The organism is Microlunatus flavus, assembly GCF_900110855.1.
GTDB classification, from domain to species: domain Bacteria; phylum Actinomycetota; class Actinomycetes; order Propionibacteriales; family Propionibacteriaceae; genus Microlunatus; species Microlunatus flavus.
In genome coordinates, this window is record NZ_FOFA01000002.1 from 92,772 (window position 1) to 115,623 (window position 22,852).

Sequence of the window (22,852 nt, forward strand, 5' to 3'; positions counted from 1 at the left end):
CGGGCGACCGAGGGGGAACGCAAGAACGCTCCCTGAGCCAGGAACGCTCCCTGAGCTTGTCGAAGGGCCTCGAAGAGGTCAGCGTTCTTGAACAAGCAGCTCACGCCTGCCCGGCACCCTCGAGCGGGCTCACGAACCTGGCCTTGGCCTCGTCGATCCACGGGTACGAGTCTCCGAGGAACTGGGCCGCGCGCACGTCACCGGAACGGGCGTGCCCCTCGAACAGCTCTACGCGCGCCGCGCGGCCGCAGACCCGGCCGAGCTCGCCGCTCGTCTCGGTGTTGCGGACCTCCTGGTAGGTGACGGTCCGCAGGTACTTCCCGACCCAGAGCCCGCCGGTGTAGCGGGCGGCGCCGAGCGTGGGGAGCACGTGGTTGGTGCCGATGACCTTGTCGCCGTAGGAGACGCAGGTGTTCTCCCCGAGGAAGAGCGCGCCGTAGTGGTGCATCTGCTCCAGCGCCAGCCGCGGCTCGGCGGTCAGGACCTGCACGTGTTCCGAGGCGAACTCGTCGGCCACCGCGTACGCCTCGTCGAGGTCGTCGACGACGATCACCTGGCCGTAGTCGTTCCACGCCGGACCGGCGTAGTCCGCGGTCGGCATCCCGGGCAGGATCGCGTCCACGTGGGCGATGGCCTCGCGCCCGACCCGCTCGCTCGTCGTGATGAGGATCGCGGGCGACTCCGGGCCGTGCTCGGCCTGCGACAGCAGGTCGACCGCGACCGTGAACGGGTCGGCCTCGTCGTCGGCGACGATGAGGATCTCGGTCGGGCCGGCGAACAGGTCGATGCCCACCTCGCCGAACAGCTGCCGCTTGGCCTCCGCGACGTACGCGTTGCCCGGGCCGGCGATGAGGTCGACGCGGCCCATCGTCTCGGTGCCGATCGCCATCGCCGCGACGGCCTGCACGCCGCCGAGGATCCAGATCTCGTCCGCGCCGGCCAGGTGCATCGCCGCCACCGTGGCCGCCGGGATCTCACCGCGGATCGGCGGGGTGCACGCCACGACACGGGGGACGCCGGCGACCTTGGCGGTCACGATCGTCATGTGGGCCGAGGCGGTCAGCGGGTACTTGCCGCCGGGCACGTACGCGCCCACCGCCTGGATCGGCAGGTGCTTCTGCCCGAGGAACACGCCGGGCAGGGTCTCGACCTCGACGTCGGCCATCGACGCGAGCTGGACCTTCGCGAAGCCGCGCACCTGCTCCTGCACGAACACGATGTCGGCGATGACCTGGTCGTCGAGCGTGCCCATGATCTCCTGCACACGCTCGGCGCTGAGCCGGAAGCTCTCGGGGCTCCAGCGGTCGAACTGCTCGGAGTACGCCCGCACCGCCTCGTCACCACGGTTGCGGAGGTCGCCGATGATCTGCTCGACGCGGACCCGCACGTCCTCCTGCGCGGTGTCGGCGAAGGACTTGGTCCGCCCGGTCTTCAGCGGTGTGCGCACGGTGCTCCTTGTTCGAGGTCCGCCGCAGTGTCGGGGGTGCTGCGGCATACGTATGTTGCGAGTAGACACGAGTTGTCGGCCAGGGTCAAGGCGACGGGGCCGCGCACAGGTTAGGCTGCCCACGCCCGGGTAGGGAGCTGCCGTCACGGACGGTGCCGGCGTGAGCCGGCGGACGAGAGAGACCGAGGGTGGTCACCAGCCACGACGTCGCGCGCCTGGCGGGAGTCAGCCAGCCGACGGTGTCGCGCGCCCTACGGGACAGCCCCAAGGTCTCCGCGCTCACCCGCAAGAAGGTCCGCGACGCCGCGAACGCGCTCGGCTACGTGCCCAGCGACACCGGCCGGGCGCTGTCGGTCGGCCGCACACATCGGGTCGGGCTGCTCGTCACCGACCTGACGAACCAGTTCTACACGCACACGATCGCGCCCATGCACCACGCGCTGGAGGCGCTCGGCTACCAGCTCGTGCTGCTCACCGAGGAGGGCGACTCCGACCGCGTCGCCGACCGGCTGCTCTCCACCTCGCTCGACGGCGCGCTGCTCGCGACCACCGCGACCGACTCGCTCCTCCCCGTACGGCTGCGCGACCGCGGGCTGCCCTTCGTCTACTTCAACCGCCGCGCGACGACGGTCGAGGCCGACTCGGTCGAGGTCGAGGCGCGGAGCGGCATGCGCGAGCTGACCGAGCGCGTGCTCGACCTCGGCCACCGCCGCATCGGCGCCGTGCTCGGCCCCGTCAACGCCAGCACCGCGTCCAACCGCGAGCTGGTCCTCCGTGAGCGCCTTGCCCTGCGCGGGCTCGAGCTGCCCGAGGAGCTCGCCCAGCGCGGCGGCTTCGACTTCGAGACCGGGTTCTCCGGCGCCAAGCACCTGCTCGAGCTCGACGAGCCGCCGACCGTGATCGTGTGCGCCAACGACGTCGTCGCGTACGGGGCCTTCAACGCCGCGCGCTCCCTGGGCCGCGACGTGCCCGGCGAGGTGTCGATCGTCGGCTTCGACGACCTGCCCGAGACCCGCTGGCCCCTGCTGCAGATCACCACGGTCGCCTTCGACCTCGAGGCCATGGCCCGCCGAGGCGCCGCCCTCCTGGTCGACCGCATGCGCGCCGGCGCCTCCGAGCCCTACCGCCACGAGTGGTTCCCCAGCCACCTCGTCGAGCGCGCGACCCTGGGCCCGGTCCCGGCCAACGCCCCCTGAGCCTGTCGAAGGGTAGGAACGCTCCCCGAGCGCGCCTGAGGGTGAGGAACGCTCCCTGAGCTTGTCGAAGGGCCAGGACGCTCCCTGAGCTTGTCGAAGGGCCAGGACGCTCCCTGAGCTTGTCGAAGGGCCAGGACGCTCCCTGAGCTTGTCGAAGGGCTAGGACGCTCCCTGAGCTTGTCGAAGGGCCTCGAAGAGGTTGGCGTCTCCCGACCCCGCCGCACCTCGGCAGCCACAACTCCGCCCGACGAACCCTTCACTTCCCCGAACCCCCTCGTGCCGGATGCGTCACATTCGCGAACACTCGGCGTCCAGCCCTCGACGCATCCAATGCATACGCATACACTCCTGCTCGAAGGCAACCCACAGGAGGATTTCTCATGCCGCTCGACCCGATCGCGTACAAGCCGTACGCAGATCCGGACGACTTCATCCGCGAGGTGACCGACCTGATCTGGGTCGACCGCGCGATCGGCCACATCTACGAGAACTACGAGCCCGACGCCATCGTGCACGGCTCGTACGGCACCTCGGTCGGGGTCGAGGAAGTGGTGCAGGGGAGCCTGATGCGCATCTCGGCGACCCCCGACCGTGTCGGGCAGGCCGAGGACGTGGTGTGGGAGGCGCGCGGCGACGACGCGTTCCTGAGTTCGCACCTGGTGCTCTCCGTCGACCACAGCACCGACTTCATCAGCCGCACGATCGCCAACTGCCTCTACCGCCGCGGCCGCATGGTCGAGGAGTGGGTGGTGCGCGACTTCCTCGCCATCTGCCTGCAGCTCGGCCAGGACCCGGACGAGGTCGCCCGCACCAAGCCGTTCATCGGCTACTCGGGGAGCATGCTGACCCCGCCGCCGGAGAACGTCCTCGCCGTGGGCGACTCCGGCGAGCGTCCTGACGAGTACCGCGCCGAGGCGCAGCTGGTGCTCGAGTTCATCGACCGGGTCTGGAACCGGCGCAACCTCAACGCGGTCGAGCAGTACTGGATCCGCGACCTCGTGCTCCACACGGTCGGTTACCGCACCTACACCCGGCCCGAGGGCTACCGCCGCGCCCTGCTCAAGATGCTGCAGCCCTTCCCCGGCGGGCACTTCGAGGTGCGTGACGTGCAGACGAACTACGCCGTCCGCTACGCCGGCCTCCGCGTGGCCGTCACCTGGGTCTTCAAGGGCAACTACGACGGTGCCGCCGACTTCGGCACCCTCACCGGCACGCCCGTCGAGGTCCTCGGCGTCTCGCAGTTCCTCGTGCAGGACGGCCGGCTCGTGCGTGAGGTCCGCGTCTACGACGAGGTCGCCATCCGCAGCCAGATCCACCACCGCCGCGGCGACAGCGACTTCGCCGTCACCAACATCTACTGACCCTCGCCCGACCCCAGCACCTCCGAAAGGAACCCACCCATGACCGACGTGGTCGTCCCCTCCACCGAGGTGGCCCGGCGGACCATCCGACGCACCGACTGGGTCGCCGAGAACGCCGCCTTCATCGACTGCCGCACCCCCGGCTCGGACCGCAAGTCCAACTACGCCTTCATCGGCCCGGGCGTCTCGCAGAACAGCAAGCAGTTCATCAATCTCTCCGAGCCGCACGGCTACAACGTCGGCGCTGCGGGCATGCCCAACGGCGTCAACAACAACCTGCACCTGCACTTCACCGCCGAGGTATTCATCAACTTCAGCGGCGAGTTCCGGATCCGCTGGGGCGTTGACGGCAAGGCGGGGGAGTACGTCTCCGGCGACGGCGACATCATCTCCGTGCCGTCGTGGATCTTCCGCGGCTTCACCAACGAGGGGCCCGACGACGGCCTGCTGCTCACCGTCCTCGGCCAGGACGTCACCGGCGGCATCATCTGGGGACCGTCGGTGCTCAAGGAGGCCGAGTCGTACGGCCTGCACCTCACCGCCGACAACCGCCTGATCGACACCGTCGCCGGCGACGAGCTGCCGCCGGACGTCCCGCTGATCAAGCCGATGAAGCAGCAGTACATCGACGAGCTGACGCCCTACAGCGTCGAGGAGATGCGCGGTCGCGTCACGGCTCCGTCTGACCGCACGTACTCGGCGCGCGGGCTGCTGTGCCAGGGCCTGCCCGGCGGCAACGGCCAGCTCGCCCTCGTCATCGGTTACGGCATGAGCGAGGACCGCCGGCAGGTCCCGCGGCTGCACGAGCCGCACTCGTTCAACATGGCCTGGCTCAAGGCCACCCCGGGCGAGGGGATGCTGCGGCACCGGCACAACGCGTCGTCCACGCTGCTCGTGAAGTCGGGCACGTGGCGCGTCTGGGTGAACGCCGGTGCTGAGGAAGAGGCCGTGGACCTCGGCCCGCAGGACATGCTGTCGGTCCTGCCCGGCTCCTGGCGCCGCATCGAGCTCCTCGAGGCAGGCGACGACGCCGCGGAGGAGGGGACCGGCGAGCTGCTGGTCGTCAACGCCGGCGACGGCCGCGTCCGCCTCGAGTGGGCCCCCGAGCTGGTCGAGGCCGCCTTCGACGCCGGCTGGATGCTCGACCCGAACGGCTACCTCGCCCCCGTCGCCGTCCTCGTCACCGCCACCGAGGACGACTGAAGTTCGTCGCGCCCGAGCCCGCCCGGTACGCGGGCTCGGGCGCGATGCTCCCTGTTGATCGAGGACTGAGAGGCTGGCTCCGTGCCCATGACCCGCGTCGCCGTCTGCCAGTACGCGATCGACATCGACGACCCTGCTGGCACGCTCGAGAACCTCCACGCCTCGGTCGCCGAGGCGGCCGAGAGCAACCCCGACGTCATCGTCTTTCCCGAGCTCTGTACGAGCGGCTACGTCTTCCACGACATCCCGGAGGCGCAGTCGCGCTCAGAGGCCGTTGACGGCCCCACCGTCCAGCTCTTCCGCGAGCTGTCGCTCCAGCACCACGCGATCGTCGTCGGCGGCTTCTGCGAACGTTCAGACGGCGAGCGCCCCTTCAACTCGGCAGCGGTCGTCGAGAACGGCGAGGTGCTCGTCGTCTACCGCAAGACCCACCTCTGGGACACCGAGAAGCTGATCTTCGCCGCCGGCGACGATCCGGCCCCCGTGGTCGACACCAGCGTCGGGAAGATCGCGGTGATGATCTGCTACGACGCCGAGTTCCCCGAGATGGTCGGCAGCGTTGCCCGGCGTGGAGCGCAGCTCGTCGTCGCCCCCTCGAACTGGCCTGCGAAGCACATCCCGCCGGGCGAGCGCTCCTCAGAGGTGATCAAGGCCCAGGCCTTCGCCGCGGTGAACCACGTTTTCACCCTCGTCTGCGATCGCGTCGGTCCCGAACGAGGCGTCGACTGGATCGGCGCCAGCGTCGTCTGCGACGTCGAAGGCTACCCAATCGCCGGGCCGGCGCAGGGCAAACCGGCGGTCTTGACCGTGGATCTCGATTTCGCTTGGGCTTCATCGAAGACGATCAGCGCGAATAATGAAGCGGTAGGTGATCGTCGCCCGGATTTGTACTAATCGTCGGAAAGCAATAGAAGCGACCACAGTGCGATCAGCTTGCCAGCGCTCCAGTGCGAAACGTGCGCGGCAAGCCCGGTAGCCCTATTTAGGGCCTTTCGGGCGAGTAATTGTATCGGCGTCAAGCACGCTGACGTTCTCGGAGCGGTCGCTTGGTGTAAGGGCGCAGAACTGCTTCCCCTTGGTGGTACTTATCGCTGCTGCTAGGAGCTTTCCGGGTAACAAGGCCGGATGCAAACTGCGTGTCAACATGAGGAATCAATCGGACTTTTTCCTTCGTCCGTTACTTCGGAATTCGACGCCCGCTTCGATGAGCAGCCCGCGCATCCGAGTGATGCTGTACCCGGTCTTCGAGCACAGCTGTCGTATGCTTGCGCCCGCTGCGTACTCCGCTGACAGTTCCGCGCCTAACTGCCTGCGGATGTCGGCGGGCAGCCTAGAGCCCTTAGGCATTGCGGGCGCTTTCACTTGGTGTCCCAGTCGTACCCACGGTGAGCGCGCCCCTGCGGTTCCGAGCCGTCTGCCTCAGCGCCCCAGACGGCCCAGCCCGGGCGAGGGTAGCGCGCAAACATCTCAAGGAACGGTCCGGGAGAGCACGATTCAATAAGGTCATACTGTTCGTCAGGCTTACGAGAATGCTCACGCTTTCGCGTCTCGAGCATATTCACCTGCGACCGCGCGGGTGGAAGTGTCCGGGCGTTCTTCCCGCGGATACCAAAGAGAATGAGTTCCGTAACATTTCGGAAGTAGAAGCCGACCCCTCGGCCGTCGGGACCGCCGTCCTTGCGTCGCTTTGCCCAGACGAGATTCGAGATATAGCGGAAACCCCACGCTTCCATGACCTGCAATCCCTCGGGAAGTAGCGCGTTCGGAACCCAGAGGTATAGATGTGCCGTGTCCGCAACTGAGGCCTCGACCGGCAGGGCGAGAATGTCTTTAAGCGTCATCGTCTGGTACCGGTCGAGTCGACGGTGCTCCGGTGCGACCTTGCCTGTCCGATTCGCGAACCTCCAAGGCGGGTCCGCTAGAACAGTCTTGAAGCCTCCTTCGACCAGGGGGATGGGGGCTACTTGAGGCATCTCTAGGTCGGCGCGTAAGGGCGTCACGCTAGCGATCCGTCGAGTACTCACATCCTCTAGGTCCTCGACTATCTCAACAGCCACTCTGACTCTCCCCTCTGCATGCAGGTGCGGGCACCTGCGCTACCAGACACTCTGACAGATGGCGCTGACATGTTCGATTCCGACACGGTGGCCGCGTTCGGCGCTTCGGAATATTCGATCCTGTGTTCTATCATGAGGTTCCGGGCTGAGCGTCGCTTCCTCGGTCATCCAGCCCTTCGCCGACTAGGTCCCAGTACTCCACGAGGCCCAACGGTGGCACCCTCGGAGCGCTCCTGACCACACCGTCCGGGTCGACGAACTCAAGCCCAGGACGGTATGTGCCGTAGCCGATGCCGATAGCAAGGACAGGACAGCCGCCGGCGTCGCCTCGGACGAGGCGCTTGTACGTGTTCTCCATGGTGGTGGTAGTCGTCGTCGAGAAGCGCTTTCGCTCATTACCTCTCGCGTCGAGGTGAGGCCAGCCCAGTTCGGCACCCAACCACTCAGCGAGGTAATGAACGTCGGCGTATGACCTAGTGATTAGTATTCCGGCATCGATGACGCCTGCGTCGTACAGCGCTCGGAAAGCGGAAATGTCTCGGTCAAGGTTTCCGTCCTTGGCGTGCCACTCGACGTCGATGGCAATCCTTCGCTGGACGTTGTCGAGTTTGTGAGTATCCCCAGTGACAGGGACCGTGGTTGTCTGGACCGCGGTTTCTCCGCCTGGCCTCCACGGCTGCTTGTCGAGTCGGGTGACCGTCTCAATACTCATATGGGTTTCGCGCCACCCGAGCCGTCTGAATGCCTGGTCGAGGTCGGCCGCAAGGGCGCTTTTCGCTCCTCCGGCAGTCATCAGATAGGAAACGCTCAGGTTGAACTCGGTGAGAACGCTGATAATATCTGCAACTGCTGCGGGGTCCGAGGCTGCGACCATCGCTGCTGCATTTCGGACCTCGAGCCAGTGATAGCGATCCAGGAGTTCCGTGGCGAAGGCCTGCTCGTACGACGACGTCAGCTGCATCTTAGTAGCGTACTGGCCCTAGGGCATGGTCCACTGGGTACCGACAGCAGGCTTGCCCTGCAAAGGCGTTGATGGCCCCGGTGAATGCTGGGTGGCGCAACTGCCGATGACGCTTGCCGAGCGCGAACCATCGAAGCGGTCAGGGGCCTTGGGCGGGTTGTCGGGCTCGCGCCCTTGCTCCCTCGACCCGGGGGTTCTTGACGTCGACCCGCCAGTGTCAGAAGCCTTGAACTGGGTCGATCACCCCGAGCAGGGTCTCGCCGCCGGCGAAGCGGCGGACGTTCTCGCGGACCCGCTCGGCCAGGGCGGCGTCGTGCGCCTCCTGCGGATTGGCGACGTGCGGGGTGACCAGAGCATTCGGCAGCGTCCAGAGCGGGTGGCCGTCGGGAAGCGGCTCGGGGTCGGTGACGTCGAGAGCGGCGCCGCCGATGCGGTTCTCGCGCAGCGCCTCGACGAGGGCGTCGGTGTCGACCAGGCCGCCGCGGCCGACGTTGATCAGCCAGGCGTCGTCGCGCATCGCGTCGAGCTCGGCGGCGCCGATCATCCCGCGGGTCTGCGGCGTGAGGGCGGCGAGCAGCACGACGTAGTCGGACTCGGGCAGGACGTCGCGGTAGGCGTCGCGGGGGACGGTCTGGTCGGCGCCCTCGACCGGACCGGAGTCGGTGACGGCCAGCACGCGGCAGCCGAGGGGTGCGAGCATCGGCAGGAGGCAGCGGCCGATGCCGCCGAACCCGACCAGGGCGACGGTGCTGCCAGCGACCACACGGCCCGGCTGCGGGTCCCACGTCTGTGCGCGGGCGGCGACCTGGAGCCGTCGGGCCCCAGCGAGCAGCAGGGCGAGGGCGTGCTCGGCGACCTGCGGACCGTACGCGCCGGCGGCGCTGGTCCAGACGGGCGCGTCCGTGATCACCCCGGCTTCGGCCCAGCGCTCGATGCCAGCGCTCGGGAGCTGCACCCAGCGCGTACGAGGGGTGACGAGCGCGGCGGTCTGGGCGGGGTCCCCGGAGTGCGAGTGGTAGACGATCCCGTCGGCCTCGTCGGCGCCCACCGCCCGTCCGCCGCCAGCGCGGACCGCGCCCTCGAGCCGCTCGTCGGGGTCGGGTCCGACGTAGATGCCCGGGAGGTCGGTGGGGGAGGCGCTGTCGACAGGGGTGCTCACGGAGGGACGCTAGTCGCGGTCCAGCCAAGGACGCTGCGGCGGGGCCGTACGGACTCTCGACAGCGGTCGTAGTATCAGGTAGGTACGTACCTACCAGGAGGTGGTCGTGGTCGACATCAGCGCACGCGACTTCAACCGCGACGTCAGCGCCGCCAAGCGCGCGGCGTCCACCGGGCCCGTCGTCATCACGGACCGGGGGCGGCCGTCCTACGTCCTGCTCTCCATCGAGGACTACCACCGGCTGCGGGGCGACGAGCGCTCGATCGTCGACTGGCTCAGCGCCGACGACGACATCGACCTCGAGGCGGCTCGGGTCGAGGTCGCTCTGCAGGTGCCGGAGCTGTGACCTACCTGCTGGACACGAACGTCGTCAGCGAGCTGCGGAAGCCCGAGGGCCGAGCCGACCCGGCCGTGCGGGGGTGGGCCCGGGTGCAGCGGACGAGCGAGCTGTTCCTGAGCGTCATCACCGTCATGGAGGTCGAGATCGGTGTCGGCCGCGTCTCGAGACGGGACGCCTCGCAAGGAGCGATCCTGCGTCGTTGGCTCGAGCAGGACCTGCTGCCGGCATTCGCAGGACGACTGCTCCCGGTCGACCTGGCGGTGGCCCGTCGGGCCGCCCGGCTCCACGTGCCCGACCCGAGGCCGGAGCGCGACGTGCTCATCGCGGCAACAGCACTCGGGGTGGGGCTCACCGTCGTCACGCGCAACGTGGCCGACTTCGCGGCCCTGGGCGTGGACCTCGTCGACCCCTGGGCCTCCTGAGATCGGGAGCATCACCACCGGACGGTGGCGTCGCGCAGCCCCCTAGTGTCGAGCCCGTGACCGAGCTGCAGCCGTCCACCGAGCGAACCCTCCGCCGCCTCGTCCTCGAACGTCAGCGTGACGGACGCGTGCCGGGCGTGTTCGCGGGCGTGGTCCGCCAGGGCGGGCTCGTCTGGTCGACGGGTGTCGGCGCGAAGGACCTCGACCAGCCGGACACGGCGCCCGGGCCGGATGACCAGTTCCTCATCGCGAGCAACACGAAGACCTTCACCGCCGTGCTGATCATGCGGCTGCGGGACGAGGGGAAGCTGTCGCTCGACGACACCCTGGCCCGTTTCTTCCCCGAGACGCAGCACGGGAGCATCGCCATCCGGCAGTGCCTCGCGCACGCGACGGGGATGCAGCGCGAACCCGTCGGCGACATCTGGGAGACCCTGCAGAACCCGGACGAGGAGACGCTGGTCCGCGAGTTCGAGCAGGCCGAGCGCGTGCACCCGCCGCACCGGCTGTGGCACTACTCCAACCTCGTCTACTCGATGCTCGGCCAGGTCGTGGCCCGCCTCGATGGGCGCAGCTGGGAGGAGTCGCTGCGCGCGCGCATCCTCGAGCCGCTGGAGATGCGGCGCACGACGGTCGGCTTCGACGGCGCGCACGCGCAGGGCTACTACGTGCCGCCGTTCAGCGACGTCCCGACGCCCGAACCCGTCCTCGACCTGAAGGGCATGAACCCGTGCGGCGGACTGGCCAGCACGGGGGAGGACCTGGCGCGCTGGTCGGCGTTCGTCGCCGATCCGGTCGCCGAGGTGCTGTCGCCGGACACGCTCGAGGAGATGTGCGCGCCGCAGATCATGATCGACGCGGAGCGCTGGACGGCGGCGATGGGTCTCGGCTTCTTCCTGCAGCGCTCGGGCGACCGGACGTACGTCGGCCACACCGGCGGGATGCCGGGTCATGTCACGGCGCTGTTCACCGACCGCGAGGTGAAGACCGGCGGGGTCGTGCTCACGAGCAGCAGCACCCCGCCCGACATCGCCGGGTGGGCGATCGCGCTGGCCGACAACGTCACCGAGAACGATCCGGTCGAGCTCGAGCCGTGGCGCCCGGGGACCTCGGTGCCCGAGGAGCTCGTCCCGCTGCTGGGTCGCTGGTACTCCGAGGGGTCGGCCTTCGACTTCTCCGTCCGCGCGGGCCGCCTGGAGGCGCGTACGCCGAAGCAGCCGGCCCACCAGCCGCCGTCGGTGTTCGAGCGCGTAGGTGACGACCTGTACCGGACGGTGTCGGGCCGCGAGGCCGGCGAGCTGCTGCGGGTCGCGCGCGACGCGGCGGGCGCGGTGCGCAAGCTCAACTGGGCGACATACCTCGTCACGCGGGCGCCGCTCGCGTTCGGCGAGCAGGTCTGAGCGGGCGCCTCGGTGGAGCCGACCGCCCAGCCCGCGAGGCGTACGAGGGTGGTGCGCGCGGTGCTGACCGTCCTGGCCGTGCTCCTGACGCTCGGGGCCTCCGGGATGGCGCTGCTCGTCACCGGCTTCCTGGCGTGCGGCGTCTCGAGCTGCACCGGGGGCGGGTTCGGGCCGGTCTACTCACCAGTCGAGGCGCAGGTCGGGCTGCTCGTCGCCGGCCTCGTCCCGCTGCCCCTCACGCTCTGGCTGCTCCGACGCCAGGCCGTCTCGACGCGCGTGCTCGCGGGCGCCGGTGCCGTCGTCCTCGGCGCCGGGCTCGCCATGGCCGTGCTCGGCCTCGGCCCGAACGGCTGCCCGAGCGGTCAATCGCGCGCGACGGCGGGTCCGGAGGCGGTCGACCCGGGTTCGGCGACCTGCTCGCGCGACCCCGACGCCCTTCCACGGCGCTAGCCGCCGGCGCCTGCCTAGCGAGCGCGGTAGGCCCGCGCCTGAGCCGCCGCGTGGCGCTGGTCCGCGGCGTCGATGCTGGCGCGGCTCGACAGGTCGACACCGGCGCGGCGCGCGGCCTGCTTCACGGCGGGCGACGTGAGGTCCGGGCGCCGGAACGTCTCCGGGCGGATCGCGCGGTCCTGCGCGGCGTAGCGGCGCTGCTGCGTCCCCAGCCGCTCGGCGGTGTCGAGCGTCACGGCGCTGCTCGCGGTGCGCAGGGTCAGGGGTGACGTGGTGCCACCGAGCTTGGCGCTGACGAGCGGGGCGTAGCCGGACGCGTGCCCGTTGCGGTTGGGGTGGTAGGAGTCCGAGGTCGGGCTGGACAGGCCGTTGATCCACTCGGGGGAGTCGCAGACGGCGTGCCCGACGAAGGCGCTCGTCGGGTTGGCGAAGGCGTACCCGGCGGCGGTCGCTGCGCTCGACAGCTTCCCGTTGAGCAGGTCGGCGGTCTGGTTGAGCCGCGACTCCTCGGTCGGGGAGAACCAGGTGAAGGCGTTGCAGTCGGAGCCGTTGAAGATCCGCGGGTAGCCGGCGACCACGACGCGGGCGTACGGGGCCCTGGTCTTCACCTGGGTGAGCAACGCGCTGAGCCGGCTGGGCAGGGTCTGGTTCACGACGCCCTGCGCGCGGTCGATCGCGCCGTTGCAGTTGCTGGCCCAGGCCGGCAGGGCGCAGGTGGTGAGCACGTCGGCGAAGCCGGCGTCGTTGCCGCCGACGGTGAGGGTGACGTACGCGGTCGACGTGCTGAGCGCGCCGAGCTGGAGGTTCGTGACGTCGGCGACGGTGGCGCCGGAGCAGGCGCGGAAGTTGAGGGCGTAGCCGCGGCTGGTCGCGATCAGCGCCGGGTAGGCGTAGACGCTGCGCTGGCAGGTGGTCCCGTCGTCGAGGTACGTGCGGGTGCCGTTCCCGGCCGAGTAGGAGTCGCCGAGCGCGACGTACGCCGGGCTCGCCGCCTGCGCGGGCAGGACGCCGAGGGCCGTCACGACCGCGGCGGAGGGGAGGCCCACGAGGGCTCGGACGATGGTGCGCACGGGGGCCTCCTCGCGCCGGCCCCTCGTCGGACCGACGAGCGGAACCTACCGCCGCAGAGGCGGCTGGGGCAGACGTTCAGGTCGGTGTCTCGTCGGCGTGGGCCTGCGCCCACGCCTGCAGGATCTCGGGCTTGAGCCGGCCCCGGTCGGACACGGGGAGGCCCTGGTCGAAAGCCCATCGGCGTACGTCGGCGGTGGTCGGCTGCGGCGACCCGGCGGACTCGTCGGCTCGCGCCGACACGACGGCTGGCTCCCGGTCGACCGCCGCGACGCGCCGGTCGGCCGCCTCCTGGTCGGCGAACCACCGGAGGGCGGCGGCGAGGTAGCGGTAGGTCCACTCCTCGGCGAGCTTGCGGGTCTCGCAGAACACGATGGGCACGCCCGGGTAGCGCACCTGGAGCTCGGCGAGACCGTCGGCGACGACGGCCGGCCGGACGTGCTCCTGGGCGAAGACCCGTGAGTAGCGCTCCTCGACCACGACGGCGGCCCGGGGGAGCGCGGCGAGCTCGGCGAGGGCGAAGCGGAGCCGCCCGCTGGTCAGGCTGCTGGTCAGGTCCTCCAGCGACTTGCGCTCGACCGCCGCGACGACCGTGCCTGCGTGCTCGACGGCGTAGTCACCGCTGCGGAGCGCACGGCGCTCGGTGCTCGCCTGCCGGCCGGCGAAGCGGTAGGGGTAGCGCTCGTGGGTGTCGACGACGATCACCAGGTCGGCGATGCCGGCGGCGCGAGCGCTCGGCAGGCTGACGTCGGGCCGGGCCTGCTTGCGCGTCCGGGGCGCCTGCCAGAACACGACCTCGCGCCCGCGCGCCTGGGTGTAGACGATCTGCGAGCGTGACTCGCGGCCGCGCTGGGCGACGAGGTCGATCGCGGCACCCCGGCGTACGCAGCTGCTGAGCGGGACCTGCTCGACCAGGTCCGGTTCGGCGGGCCAGTCGTGCCGGGAGACCGGGTGGCAGTAGAGCGCGGATGTGCGCGGCCAGGTGCCCTTGGTGCGGAAGACCAGTCCGTCGCCGAGCGGCACCCGGACCAGGAAGGGCAGGCTGCTGCCCTCGTCGGGGTTGCGCGCGACCAGCAGGTCCACGTCCCCAGTCTGCCGGGCGGGCGTGGGGTTCAGGGGATCAGCGCGAGCTTGCCGCCCGGGTGCTGGCTCTGCAGCAGGTCGAGCGCTTCGCGGCCCTGGTCGAGCGGAAACGTGCGGGCCATCGGCACCACCAGGTCGCCGCGCCCGGCCATGGCGATCAGGTCAGCCCGGACGCGGTCGCGGTAGGCCGCGCTCTCCGGCATGGCCCCGCCGATGGCGCGGAACCCGTCCTGCTTCGCGCGAGCGGGCGCCGCGACGGTGACGATGCGCGACCGGTCGGCGACGAGCTCGAGCGAGACGTCGACGGCCTCGTCGGTGCCGACGGTGTCGAGTGCCGCGGCCACCCCCTCGGGTGCGGCCTCGCGGACGCGGTCGGCGAGACCGGGGCCGTACGTGACGGCCTCGCCGCCGAAGCGCCGCACGACGTCCAGGTTGTGCTCGCCCGCGGTGCCGATGACGGTGACGCCGAGCTGCCGGGCCTGCTGCAGGACGCTCACCCCGACCGCGCCGGAGGCGCCGTGCACGAGGATCGTCTCGCCTGCGCGGGCTCCGGTGACGTGGAGCATCTCGGCCGCGGTGCAGCCGGCGAGGAGCAGGTTGGCGCCCTCGGGGAAGTCGAGGGCGTCCGGGAGCGCGAAGACGTCCTTCGCGGGCACGGTCACCGCGCTGGCGTAGCCGCCGCTGATGCGGAAGGCCAGCACGCGGTCGCCGATCGACCCGCGGCCGGAGGCGATCTCGGTGCCCTCGCCGAGCGCGGTGAGCTCGCCGGCGACCTCGAAGCCGACCGGGTGCGGCAGCGCGCTGGTGTCGGTGCCCTGGAGCACGCGCTTGTAGTCGGCCGGGTTCATGCCGGCGGCGCGGACCGAGATCGTGACCTCACCCGGACCCGGGGCCGGGAGCTCGACCTCCTGCAGCTCGAGGCCGTCGAGGTCGCCGTACCGGGTCGCCACCCATCGCTTCGCCACGGCCCCATTGAACGCTGCGGGCATCGGGGACGTGGGCGCGCCCTTCGACAGGCTCAGGGAGCGGAGCCGGCAGGCTCAGGTGAGGTCGTCCGGCTCCAGGGCCGCGTGCAGCGCGTCGAGGTGGCCGAGGGTCTTGACCACGGTCAGGAACGTCCCGAGCCCGACGCCCGGGTCGCCGCCCTCGACGCGCCGTACGGTCGCGCGGCTGAGGTTGGACCGTTCGGCGAGCTGGTCGACGCTCAGGTCCTGCTGCTCCCGCAGGGCGGCGAGCTGCGCACCGAGCTGGGCGGCGGCGCGGCCCGTACGGACGGCGCGAGGGCGGGAGGCCATGTCGACCGACGATACGACCGCGCCGGCGCCGCTCAGGAACGCCGCGGCGCCCGGCGGCTCACCCCAGCGCCTCCACCTGGGGCCGGAGCACCTCGGTCGCCCACGTGCGCAGGCTGGTCGGCGTGGTGTTCTCCCGCGTGCGGGTGACGGCGAGGTCGAGCCCCCGCTCCTTGGCGACGTCCATGTCGACGAGCGCCCGCGCGACGGCCGCGGACATCCCGTAGCGCTGGTACGTCTCCAGGTCGGCGGCCCGGTCGCCGCGCTCGTAGCGGACCGGCCGCTCGAGGACCTCGGAGAGGACCGCCGCGACATGGTCCAGCGAGAGGTCCTCGGGCCCCAGGAGGTCGACGGTGTCCTGCCCGGTCCAGGTGCCGTCGCGCAGCAGCCGGGCGGCGGCGTCCCCGATGTCGCGCGTCGCCACCATGGGCAGCTTCAGGTCGGCGGGCAGGGTGCCGGTCAGGACACCGTCGGCGAGCGAGCGCACCTGCCGCTCGAGGTTGTCGATGAACGTCGCGTTCGCGAGGACGCGCACGTGCGCCCCGGTGCTGCGGAACAGGTCGTCCATGGCCAGCGAGGCCGAGACGTGCCCGGCGTAGAGGCCCGTGCCGCGACCGAGGGCGGAGACGGTGACCACACGCGGCACGCCGTGGCGCACGACCGCCTCTGCCCCGGGGATGCTCGCGGTCAGGTAGGTCTCGTAGATGCTCGACGCGGTCGGGTCGGCGGGCATCAGCCAGAAGAGGGCGTCGGCGCCCCGGAGGGCCCGGTCGACGACGTCGGGGTCGCGGTGGGAGCCCTGGACCACCTCGAAGCGGCGCCGGACGGCGTCGTCCAGCTTGGCGGAGTCGCGAACGACGACGCGGACCTCAGCGTCGTGGGCGAGCAGGTCGGTGAGGACGCGGCCACCGATGTGGCCGGTGGCGGAGGTGAGGACGATCATGGGCACTCCTGGTCGAGGTACTAAGTAAACTCGACTGTACCGTTTACTTCAGGGAGTGTCGATGGCCCGCCGTGGTGACGTGCTGCACGAGCACATCCTCGACGTGGCCAAGCAGGTCTTCCTCGAGCTCGGCTACGAGCGCACGTCGATGGACGTCGTCGCGGCCCGCGCGGCGACCTCGAAGCGCTCGCTCTACGCGCACTTCCCGACCAAGGAGGCGCTGTTCGGCGCCTGCATCGAGCGGCTGCACACCCTGTTCGAGGGGCGCCTCTCGGTGCCGTCGCAGTACGCCGACGAGCCGCTCGAGGCGGTGGTGCGCTATTGCGCACGGTTCCGCCAGCTGCTCGCGTACGCGCCGATCGTCCGCATCAGCCGCATGGGCATCACCGAGGCCGACCGGCTCCCGGAGGCGTCGCGGGCGCTCTACGCGTCGTACGTGGGGGTCGCCCTGGGGGCGCTGGCCGCGCACCTCGCCGAACGGTGCACGGTGCCGGCCGACGACGCGCCGGTGCTGGCCGAACGGCTGGTGGGCGCGACGGTCTTCGGCTTCTGGAGCCGCGCGCTGTTCGGCCTGGAGGCCCTGCGCGACGACATGCCCGACGCGGCCGCGCTCGCCGAGGACGTCGACCTCGAGGCGGTCCGTGCCGTCGTCGGCGTCGAGCTCGGCCGAGGCTCGCTGACCTGAGGGTCAGCGCGGCAGGTCGTACGTGACGTCGGTGAGCTCCTCGCTGACGTCCCAGAGGCGCTCGCCGACCACGGCGTCGCGGGCGCGGGCGCTCATCCCGACGCGGGTCGGCGTGCCCCGGACCTCGCCGACGCCGGACGGGCCGAAGTAGTCGCCGGGCACCACGTCGGGCATGGTCGCCGCGTAGAGGCTGGGCAGCGCGCCCGCCGAGGCCGGCTGCCCGGTCAGCTGGCTGGCCAGCTTGGAGACCCGCGCGAACGGGCCCGAGCTGCCAGCGAACCCGGTGTAGAGCTCGGTGTCTGACCCGCCGGGGTGCGCGGCGGCTGCGGCCACCGTCGAACCGGCGCGGTTGAGCCGGCGGACGAGCTCGCGGGTGAAGAGCAGGTTCGCGAGCTTGCTCTGCCCGTACGCGAGCCAGCGCTGGTAGTGCCGCTCCGACTGCAGGTCGTCGAAGTCGATGCGGCCCATGCGGTGCCCCAGGCTCGACACGTTCACGACCCGCGCCGCGCGCGCCTGGCGCAGGGCGGGCAGCAGCAGGCCGGTGAGCGCGAAGTGGCCGAGGTGGTTCGTCCCCAGCTGGCGCTCGAAGCCGTCGACGGTGCGGTCGTACGGCACGGCCATGACGCCGGCGTTGTTCACGAGGACGTCCAGCGGGCCGTGCCAGTCCTCGGCGAACCGTCGCACCGACGACAGGTCGGCGAGGTCGAGGATCGCGAGATCGGCTGTGCCGGGGCCGTCGCCGAGCTGGCTGCGGACCTGCTCCACCGCCGCGCGGCCGCGCTCCTCGCTACGGCAGGCCAGCGTGGTCCAGGCACCGTGCCGGGCGAGCTGCAGCGCGGTCTGCAGGCCGAGCCCGCTGTTGGCGCCCGTGACCACGGCACGCAGGCCGGTGAGGTCGGGGATGTCGTTCTCGGTCCAGCCGCTCGCGGTGCTCACACGTCGAGCGTAGTGAGGCCACCGGAGCCGGGGAGCGGTCAGGCGGTGGTCGCAGCGGCGCGCCGACCGACGAGCCGGTCGCGTCCGGCCCAGGCCACGAGCGCGGCGAGGACCAGCAGGACCAGGGGCGACCAGGGCGGGCTGCCCAGGACGGTGAGGTTCGTGGCGGTGGCGCCGACCATGAGCAGCGCCAGGCCGGCGGCCGCGAGCGCGCTGATCCGCGGCACGAGCACACCGACGCCACCGGCGACCTCGAGCGCGCCGACGAGGAAGCGGAGCCACTGCCCGGCGCCGATGTCGGCGAACATCGTCACCATCGCCGGCTCGCCGACGAGCTTGCTCGCGCCGGCGCCGAGGAAGGTCAGGGCCAGCGCGGCCCGGGCCAGCCAGACGAGCACGGTGACGGCGACGCTGCGGCGGGGTTGGGTGGGCATGGCGGCTCCTCGGGTCCGGTGAGGAGGTGGACCGGCGGTGGGGCCCGTCCTCATCGGCCGCGCCGTCCCGATCTCGGCGAACCGCTGACTCCCGACGGGCCCTCGGGCCGGATCGCCGTCGTCCCTCAGCGGTTCGCGGGGATGAGGGCGGGGTGCGGCGTGCGGGGTGCGGGGTTCGGTGCGCTTAGGCGCCGGGGGCTCCGGCCCGGGCGTTGTAGACCACCGCCCCTGTCGCGGCGACGTGGTCGGCGTACGCCTGCCAGGTCGCGACGGCCTCGCGGCGCAGGACGTCGGTGGTGACGTCGATGCCGCGGGCGCGGAACTGGTCGCGCCAGTCGAGGACCATCGGACCCTCGTCGAAGCCGGTCAGCTGCTCTAGCTCCGGCCCGTCGCCGGCGACGACGAGCGACCGCACGCCCGACCAGAGCGTCGCGCCGTAGCACTGGACGCAGGGGCGCCAGTTGACGACGAGCTCGTGCGCGGGGAGGCCGTCGGCCCCGAGGTCCCACGAACCCAGGCGGGCCTGGGCGAGGCCGAGCGCGGTGACCTCGGCGTGGCCCGACGAGATGCCCGTGCCCAGGACGACGTTGACGCCGACGGAGACGAGCCGGCCGGAGTCGCGCTCGACGACGACCGCGGCGAAGGGGCCGCCGCCGCCCTCGAGGAAGTTCCGCCCGGCGAGGCGGTGCACCAGCCGCATCCGGTCCTCGAGGGTGTCGAGCACGTCGGGGACGTCGGCGACCTCGTCCGCCACCCATCCGGGCAGCTCGATCCGGTAGCTCGTCGTCAGCTCGCGCGCGTCCACGGGCGACAGGCTAGGGGTGGTCGGGCGACGCTCAGCCGCGGTCGTCCAGGTCGAACGCGCGCACCGACTCAGCTCCGAGCATGATCGAGATGGTTCCGTCGGCGATCGAGGTGAGCTGGTGCCACCCCTCGGCGTCGACGAGGAAGACGTGCGGGCTCAGCGGACCGGCCGAGGACGTGTACGCCGCGTGGGTCACCTTGGCGATCTCGGCGATGGCCGGCAGCGTCTCCGCCCCCTCGACCGCGCGCAGCACCACGCGCTTGCGGTCCGGGACCGCCACCAGCACGCCGCGTCCCACGTCGGACTGGCCGACGAGGGTCAGCAGGTCGGGCAGGCTCGCGGCGAGGCTGGCGGTGTAGACCGACTCGCCCTCCACGATGTCGAAACGGGGCATCGGGCTGTCCTCGCCCATGGCGTAGCGGTCGAAGTGCTCGGTCTCGAGCAGCCGGCGCAGGTTGCCCATGCCGATCACCCACCACTGGTCGAGCCCGCCGCGCTCCTCGTAGAAGGGCTGCGCGACGGTGGCGACCCGCTCGGGGTAGTCGATGCTGAGCACGAGGGCCAGCCCGGGGGCGAGGTGGCGCGCGTCGGGGAACATCTCGCGCAGCTCGGGTGAGTCCTGGGCGACGCGGGCGTACACCGCGTGACGCAGGTGCTCGTCGCTCATCTCGTCGGCGCCCGACGGCGCGAGCATCAGGTCGAGGTGGTGCGTGACCATCCGCGGCCAGGTGCCCTGCGGTTCCGTCGCGACGGTCTTGGCGAGGTTGTGCAGCCCGATCTGGTGGTCGGCCGTGACGACGTGCCCGTCGAACACCTCGCCCTCGATCCCGCGACGCGCGAGGTCTCCCTGCACGAGCCGGCGCAGCAGCGCCGCCTGCTCGACGTCCAGCGGGACCAGCTCGCTGTCGGAGGGCAGCGGCTCGGGCGGCTCCGGCTTCTTCCTCCAACGACCGAAGAGAGGCACCGCTTCACCCTACGAGCCCGCTCCGAAGCCCGCGGGTCGGCGGCCGACCCCACCGGCGCTGCCCGGGCTACTGGCGCCGAGGGTCGGCCGTGCCCGAGCCCCGAACGCGTCTGCTCGGCCTTCTGAAGTCTGCGCGCCCAGCAGAGCGAGCAGGCTCGAGAAGATCGAGCAGACGCGATCAGGGGCGAGTCGGCCGGGTCGGCGGGGAAGGGCGTCGACCCGACCCCGGGGTCAGCGGCCGCCGCGCAGCAGGACGTCCTTGGCGATCCGGGCGAGGGTGACGGCGCCGACCGCGCGGAACGGGTGCAGCGGGTCCGGGTCGGACGAGCCCGTCGGCCCGCCCAGCTCCGTGTGGCCCAGTGCGCTGAGCACGACGTACGCGTCCTCGCGGCTCCAGCCGTGCTCGCGCATGACCTCGAACAACGACTCGTACGCCATGACGATCGAGTCCTGCACGGGGTCGCCGAGCCCGACGCACACCCACTCCTCCCCGGTGTCGACCTGCGGCCCGCGCAGGGCCTTGCCCTTGACCAGGTCGACGCTCAGCGTGGCCGTTCCGGCGATCTCGATCGCGACGAACGTCGACTCGGCCCGGGCCATAACGGCGTGCAGGTCGCCCACGCTGAGCAGCGCCCCCGGCACCTGCACGGGCAGGTAGACGGTGCTGCCGACACGAGCGTCGGTGAGGTCCATGTTGCCGCCGGTGGGGTAGGTCGGCATGACCGTCGAGCCCTCGACGCCGGCGGGGGCCACACCCAGGCAGCCGATCATCGGCGCCGCCGCGCAGTCGAGCGTGTCGGTGAGCTGGACCCGCCCGTCCCGCACCGGGACCCGACGGACGAAGAACTCCGGCCCCATGACCTCCGACAGCGCGCCGGCGCCGGGGATGGAGACCGACCACCCCTGTTCGGCGACGTCGATGGCGTGAATCGTGACCGCGAGGACGTCGCCCGGCTCGGCGCCCTCGACGAACACGGGCCCGGTGACCGGGTTGATGGTCGCAGTGACCTTGCCGAGGTCGCCGAACTGCTCCATCTGCGCGTACGCCGCGTCGTCGGTCTCGAAGGTGATCCGGTCGCCGGCGCCGGGGGTGACGCGCAGGACGGGTTCACGGGTCGGGCTGAAGGCCGCGACACCGTGCTCCTTCCCGAGGAAGTGCTCGCTCATGCGCGGTCCGCCTCGAGGCTCGCGTCGGACTCGGCCGTCCGGAACGGGTCGGCCGCGTGCTCCTCGAGGACCCCGGTGCCCTTGCGGACGTAGTACAGGAGGACCAGGGCGCCGATGCCGAGCCAGATGACGCCCCCGATCTTGGCGGAGGCGTCGGCGTTCCAGAGCACGAAGCCGATGATCAGGAAGCCCAGCACCGGCGAGATCCAGTGCAGGAAGACGTTCTTGCTGCGGCGCTTGACCGCGTAGTAGCCGATCACCGACACGTGCAGCAGCAGGAAGCTGGTCAGGGCGCCGAAGTTGACGAGCGTCGAGATGATGTCGATCTGGCCGACGAAGACGAGCCCGAGGACCAGGGTCAGGCCGGCGACGACGAGGATCGCCCGCCGCGGCGCCTTGCTCTGCGGGTCGATGTGCGCCAGGAAACGCGGCAGGCGACCGTCGCGGCTCATGGAGAACAGCAGCCGCGAGGTGGCGCTCTGGGCGGCGACGGCGTTGGCGATGCCGACGGCGAGCGCGTTCATGGCCAGGAAGGCGACCATCCAGGCGCTCCCGCTGATCTTGCCGACGATGCCGAAGAAGGCATTGTTGACCTCGTCGTCGCCGAACTGCGTGGTGCCGGGGACGAGCATGGCGGCGAGCCAGGTCTGGGTGACGAAGAAGATCGCGACCAGGACGAGACCGCTGATCATGGCGATGCCGGCAGAGCGGCGCCCGCCCTTGGCCTCCTCGCTGAGCGTCGCGATCCCGTCGAAGCCGAGGAAGCTCAGCACCGCGATGGACAGTGCCGCGGCCGCGAGCTGCGGGGTGAAGAGGTCGGCGTTGAACAGCGGCGTGGTCGTGAACGTCGCGCCGTCGACCCCGCGGTTGATCGCGACGATCGCCATGATCACGAAGATCACGACGAAGAGGAGCTCCGCGGCGAGGAAGAGGCGGTTGACGATCGCGGTGAAGGAGATCCCGACGTAGTTGACCGCGGTGTTGATGATGAGGAAGACGATGATCCACAAGGGCTTGGGGACGCCGGGGAAGATGCCCGCCATCGACTCGGCGGCGAACACGTAGAGCAGCGTCGGCACCAGCAGGTAGTCGAGCAGGATCGTCCAGCCGGCGAAGAAGCCGAGCACGGGGTGCAGGGCGCGGCCGACGTAGGAGTAGACCGAGCCGGCGATGGGGAAGGCCTTGCTCATCTGCGCGTACGACAGCGCGGTGAAGATCATCGCGACCAGGCCGATGAGGTAGACGAGCGGCACCATGCCGGACGACGCGTTGTAGACGACGCCGAAGATCGCCCACGGGGCGATCGGCACCATGAAGACCAACCCGTAGACGATCAGGTCGGTGGTGGAGAGCGTGCGGTTGAGCTCCTGCTTGTAGCCGAACTCGGCGAGCTCGGAGGCGGGCGCCTCGGGCTGCATGGGCATGTGGGTCCTTCGGTGCGTGGGGTGTGTGCGCTTGGTGAGCTCCGGGCGCGTGCCC

General features: G+C 71.0%; 25 protein-coding genes. 9 read left to right on the top strand and 16 right to left on the bottom strand.

Annotation, left to right across the window (positions count from 1 at the left end; translation table 11 throughout):
* Window positions 1-100: 100 nt before the first annotated feature.
* Window positions 101-1,447 (bottom strand): histidinol dehydrogenase, encoded by a 1,347-nt coding sequence (gene hisD, locus BMY04_RS04800; protein WP_232506113.1) that lies wholly within the window; start codon window positions 1,445-1,447, stop codon window positions 101-103.
* Between the two features lie 188 nt (window positions 1,448-1,635).
* On the opposite strand from hisD, the gene BMY04_RS04805 reads away from it, so the two are divergent.
* The 4 genes from BMY04_RS04805 to BMY04_RS04820 all read left to right on the top strand — a co-directional run bounded on the left by BMY04_RS04805 (window position 1,636) and on the right by BMY04_RS04820 (window position 6,101).
* A complete protein-coding gene (locus tag BMY04_RS04805; RefSeq protein ID WP_091178029.1) occupies window positions 1,636-2,643 on the top strand; it encodes a LacI family DNA-binding transcriptional regulator in 1,008 nt (335 codons plus the stop codon).
* Between the two features lie 380 nt (window positions 2,644-3,023).
* Window positions 3,024-4,004 (top strand): nuclear transport factor 2 family protein, encoded by a 981-nt coding sequence (locus tag BMY04_RS04810; RefSeq protein ID WP_091178030.1) that lies wholly within the window; start codon window positions 3,024-3,026, stop codon window positions 4,002-4,004.
* Window positions 4,005-4,043: 39 nt separating this feature from the next.
* Complete coding sequence (locus BMY04_RS04815) at window positions 4,044-5,207, top strand: cupin domain-containing protein (protein ID WP_091178031.1); 1,164 nt, start codon at window positions 4,044-4,046, stop codon at window positions 5,205-5,207.
* Between the two features lie 87 nt (window positions 5,208-5,294).
* Window positions 5,295-6,101 carry a nitrilase-related carbon-nitrogen hydrolase gene (locus BMY04_RS04820; protein WP_091178032.1) on the top strand — a complete coding sequence of 269 codons (807 nt, stop codon included), beginning with the start codon at window positions 5,295-5,297 and terminating at the stop codon, window positions 6,099-6,101.
* A 258-nt stretch (window positions 6,102-6,359) separates the two neighbouring features.
* On the opposite strand, the gene BMY04_RS23665 is transcribed toward BMY04_RS04820, so the two are convergent.
* The 4 genes from BMY04_RS23665 to BMY04_RS04840 form a co-directional block, all read right to left on the bottom strand.
* Entirely contained in the window at window positions 6,360-6,554 is a 195-nt protein-coding gene (locus BMY04_RS23665) for a helix-turn-helix domain-containing protein (protein ID WP_091178033.1), read from the bottom strand.
* Window positions 6,555-6,565: 11 nt separating this feature from the next.
* Window positions 6,566-7,264 (bottom strand): MT-A70 family methyltransferase, encoded by a 699-nt coding sequence (locus BMY04_RS04830; RefSeq protein WP_198409948.1) that lies wholly within the window; start codon window positions 7,262-7,264, stop codon window positions 6,566-6,568.
* A 130-nt stretch (window positions 7,265-7,394) separates the two neighbouring features.
* Window positions 7,395-8,225, bottom strand: a complete 831-nt coding sequence (locus BMY04_RS04835) for a BglII/BstYI family type II restriction endonuclease (RefSeq protein WP_091178034.1) — start codon at window positions 8,223-8,225, stop codon at window positions 7,395-7,397.
* 217 nt (window positions 8,226-8,442) lie between these two features.
* Window positions 8,443-9,384 (bottom strand): D-isomer specific 2-hydroxyacid dehydrogenase family protein, encoded by a 942-nt coding sequence (locus BMY04_RS04840; RefSeq protein WP_091178035.1) that lies wholly within the window; start codon window positions 9,382-9,384, stop codon window positions 8,443-8,445.
* Window positions 9,385-9,490: 106 nt separating this feature from the next.
* Here BMY04_RS04840 and BMY04_RS04845 point away from each other — a divergent pair, with 106 nt between their 5' ends.
* The 4 genes from BMY04_RS04845 to BMY04_RS04860 are packed head-to-tail and all read left to right on the top strand — an operon-like array spanning window position 9,491 to window position 11,996.
* Entirely contained in the window at window positions 9,491-9,730 is a 240-nt protein-coding gene (locus BMY04_RS04845) for a type II toxin-antitoxin system Phd/YefM family antitoxin (protein WP_091178036.1), read from the top strand.
* Entirely contained in the window at window positions 9,727-10,146 is a 420-nt protein-coding gene (locus BMY04_RS04850; protein ID WP_091178037.1) for a type II toxin-antitoxin system VapC family toxin, read from the top strand. The genes BMY04_RS04845 and BMY04_RS04850 overlap by 4 nt, the downstream gene beginning before the upstream one ends.
* A 56-nt stretch (window positions 10,147-10,202) precedes the next feature.
* Complete coding sequence (locus tag BMY04_RS04855) at window positions 10,203-11,546, top strand: serine hydrolase domain-containing protein (RefSeq protein WP_091178038.1); 1,344 nt, start codon at window positions 10,203-10,205, stop codon at window positions 11,544-11,546.
* A 48-nt stretch (window positions 11,547-11,594) separates the two neighbouring features.
* Window positions 11,595-11,996: a hypothetical protein gene (locus BMY04_RS04860; protein WP_139209749.1), complete on the top strand. Its 402-nt coding sequence runs from the start codon at window positions 11,595-11,597 to the stop codon at window positions 11,994-11,996.
* A 14-nt stretch (window positions 11,997-12,010) separates the two neighbouring features.
* On the opposite strand, the gene BMY04_RS04865 is transcribed toward BMY04_RS04860, so the two are convergent.
* The 5 genes from BMY04_RS04865 to BMY04_RS04885 form a co-directional block, all read right to left on the bottom strand.
* Window positions 12,011-13,066 (bottom strand): SGNH/GDSL hydrolase family protein, encoded by a 1,056-nt coding sequence (locus tag BMY04_RS04865; protein ID WP_091178040.1) that lies wholly within the window; start codon window positions 13,064-13,066, stop codon window positions 12,011-12,013.
* Window positions 13,067-13,142: 76 nt separating this feature from the next.
* Window positions 13,143-14,147 (bottom strand): ERCC4 domain-containing protein, encoded by a 1,005-nt coding sequence (locus tag BMY04_RS04870; RefSeq protein ID WP_091178041.1) that lies wholly within the window; start codon window positions 14,145-14,147, stop codon window positions 13,143-13,145.
* Between the two features lie 29 nt (window positions 14,148-14,176).
* Window positions 14,177-15,112, bottom strand: a complete 936-nt coding sequence (locus tag BMY04_RS04875) for a quinone oxidoreductase family protein (protein ID WP_232506114.1) — start codon at window positions 15,110-15,112, stop codon at window positions 14,177-14,179.
* 75 nt (window positions 15,113-15,187) lie between these two features.
* Window positions 15,188-15,442, bottom strand: a complete 255-nt coding sequence (locus BMY04_RS04880; RefSeq protein WP_091178043.1) for a helix-turn-helix domain-containing protein — start codon at window positions 15,440-15,442, stop codon at window positions 15,188-15,190.
* 58 nt (window positions 15,443-15,500) lie between these two features.
* A complete protein-coding gene (locus BMY04_RS04885; protein WP_091178044.1) occupies window positions 15,501-16,382 on the bottom strand; it encodes an NAD(P)H-binding protein in 882 nt (293 codons plus the stop codon).
* Between the two features lie 61 nt (window positions 16,383-16,443).
* On the opposite strand from BMY04_RS04885, the gene BMY04_RS04890 reads away from it, so the two are divergent.
* On the top strand, window positions 16,444-17,067 hold the full coding sequence (locus BMY04_RS04890; protein WP_091178507.1) for a TetR/AcrR family transcriptional regulator: 624 nt from the start codon (window positions 16,444-16,446) through the stop codon (window positions 17,065-17,067).
* A gap of 3 nt (window positions 17,068-17,070) precedes the next feature.
* Here the strand turns inward: BMY04_RS04890 and BMY04_RS04895 are convergent, their stop codons facing one another.
* From BMY04_RS04895 to BMY04_RS04920, 6 genes are all read right to left on the bottom strand, one after another.
* Complete coding sequence (locus BMY04_RS04895) at window positions 17,071-18,003, bottom strand: oxidoreductase (protein ID WP_091178045.1); 933 nt, start codon at window positions 18,001-18,003, stop codon at window positions 17,071-17,073.
* A gap of 38 nt (window positions 18,004-18,041) precedes the next feature.
* Window positions 18,042-18,437, bottom strand: coding sequence for a DoxX family protein (locus BMY04_RS04900; protein WP_091178046.1), 396 nt, complete (start codon window positions 18,435-18,437; stop codon window positions 18,042-18,044).
* Window positions 18,438-18,621: 184 nt separating this feature from the next.
* Window positions 18,622-19,242: a nucleoside deaminase gene (locus BMY04_RS04905; RefSeq protein WP_198409949.1), complete on the bottom strand. Its 621-nt coding sequence runs from the start codon at window positions 19,240-19,242 to the stop codon at window positions 18,622-18,624.
* 31 nt (window positions 19,243-19,273) lie between these two features.
* A complete protein-coding gene (locus tag BMY04_RS04910; protein ID WP_091178047.1) occupies window positions 19,274-20,206 on the bottom strand; it encodes a DUF1444 domain-containing protein in 933 nt (310 codons plus the stop codon).
* A gap of 231 nt (window positions 20,207-20,437) precedes the next feature.
* Window positions 20,438-21,373 (bottom strand): acetamidase/formamidase family protein, encoded by a 936-nt coding sequence (locus BMY04_RS04915; protein ID WP_091178048.1) that lies wholly within the window; start codon window positions 21,371-21,373, stop codon window positions 20,438-20,440.
* Window positions 21,370-22,797 (bottom strand): APC family permease, encoded by a 1,428-nt coding sequence (locus BMY04_RS04920; protein ID WP_198409950.1) that lies wholly within the window; start codon window positions 22,795-22,797, stop codon window positions 21,370-21,372. Before BMY04_RS04920 ends, BMY04_RS04915 begins: the two co-directional genes overlap by 4 nt.
* Between the last annotated feature and the right edge of the window lie 55 nt (window positions 22,798-22,852).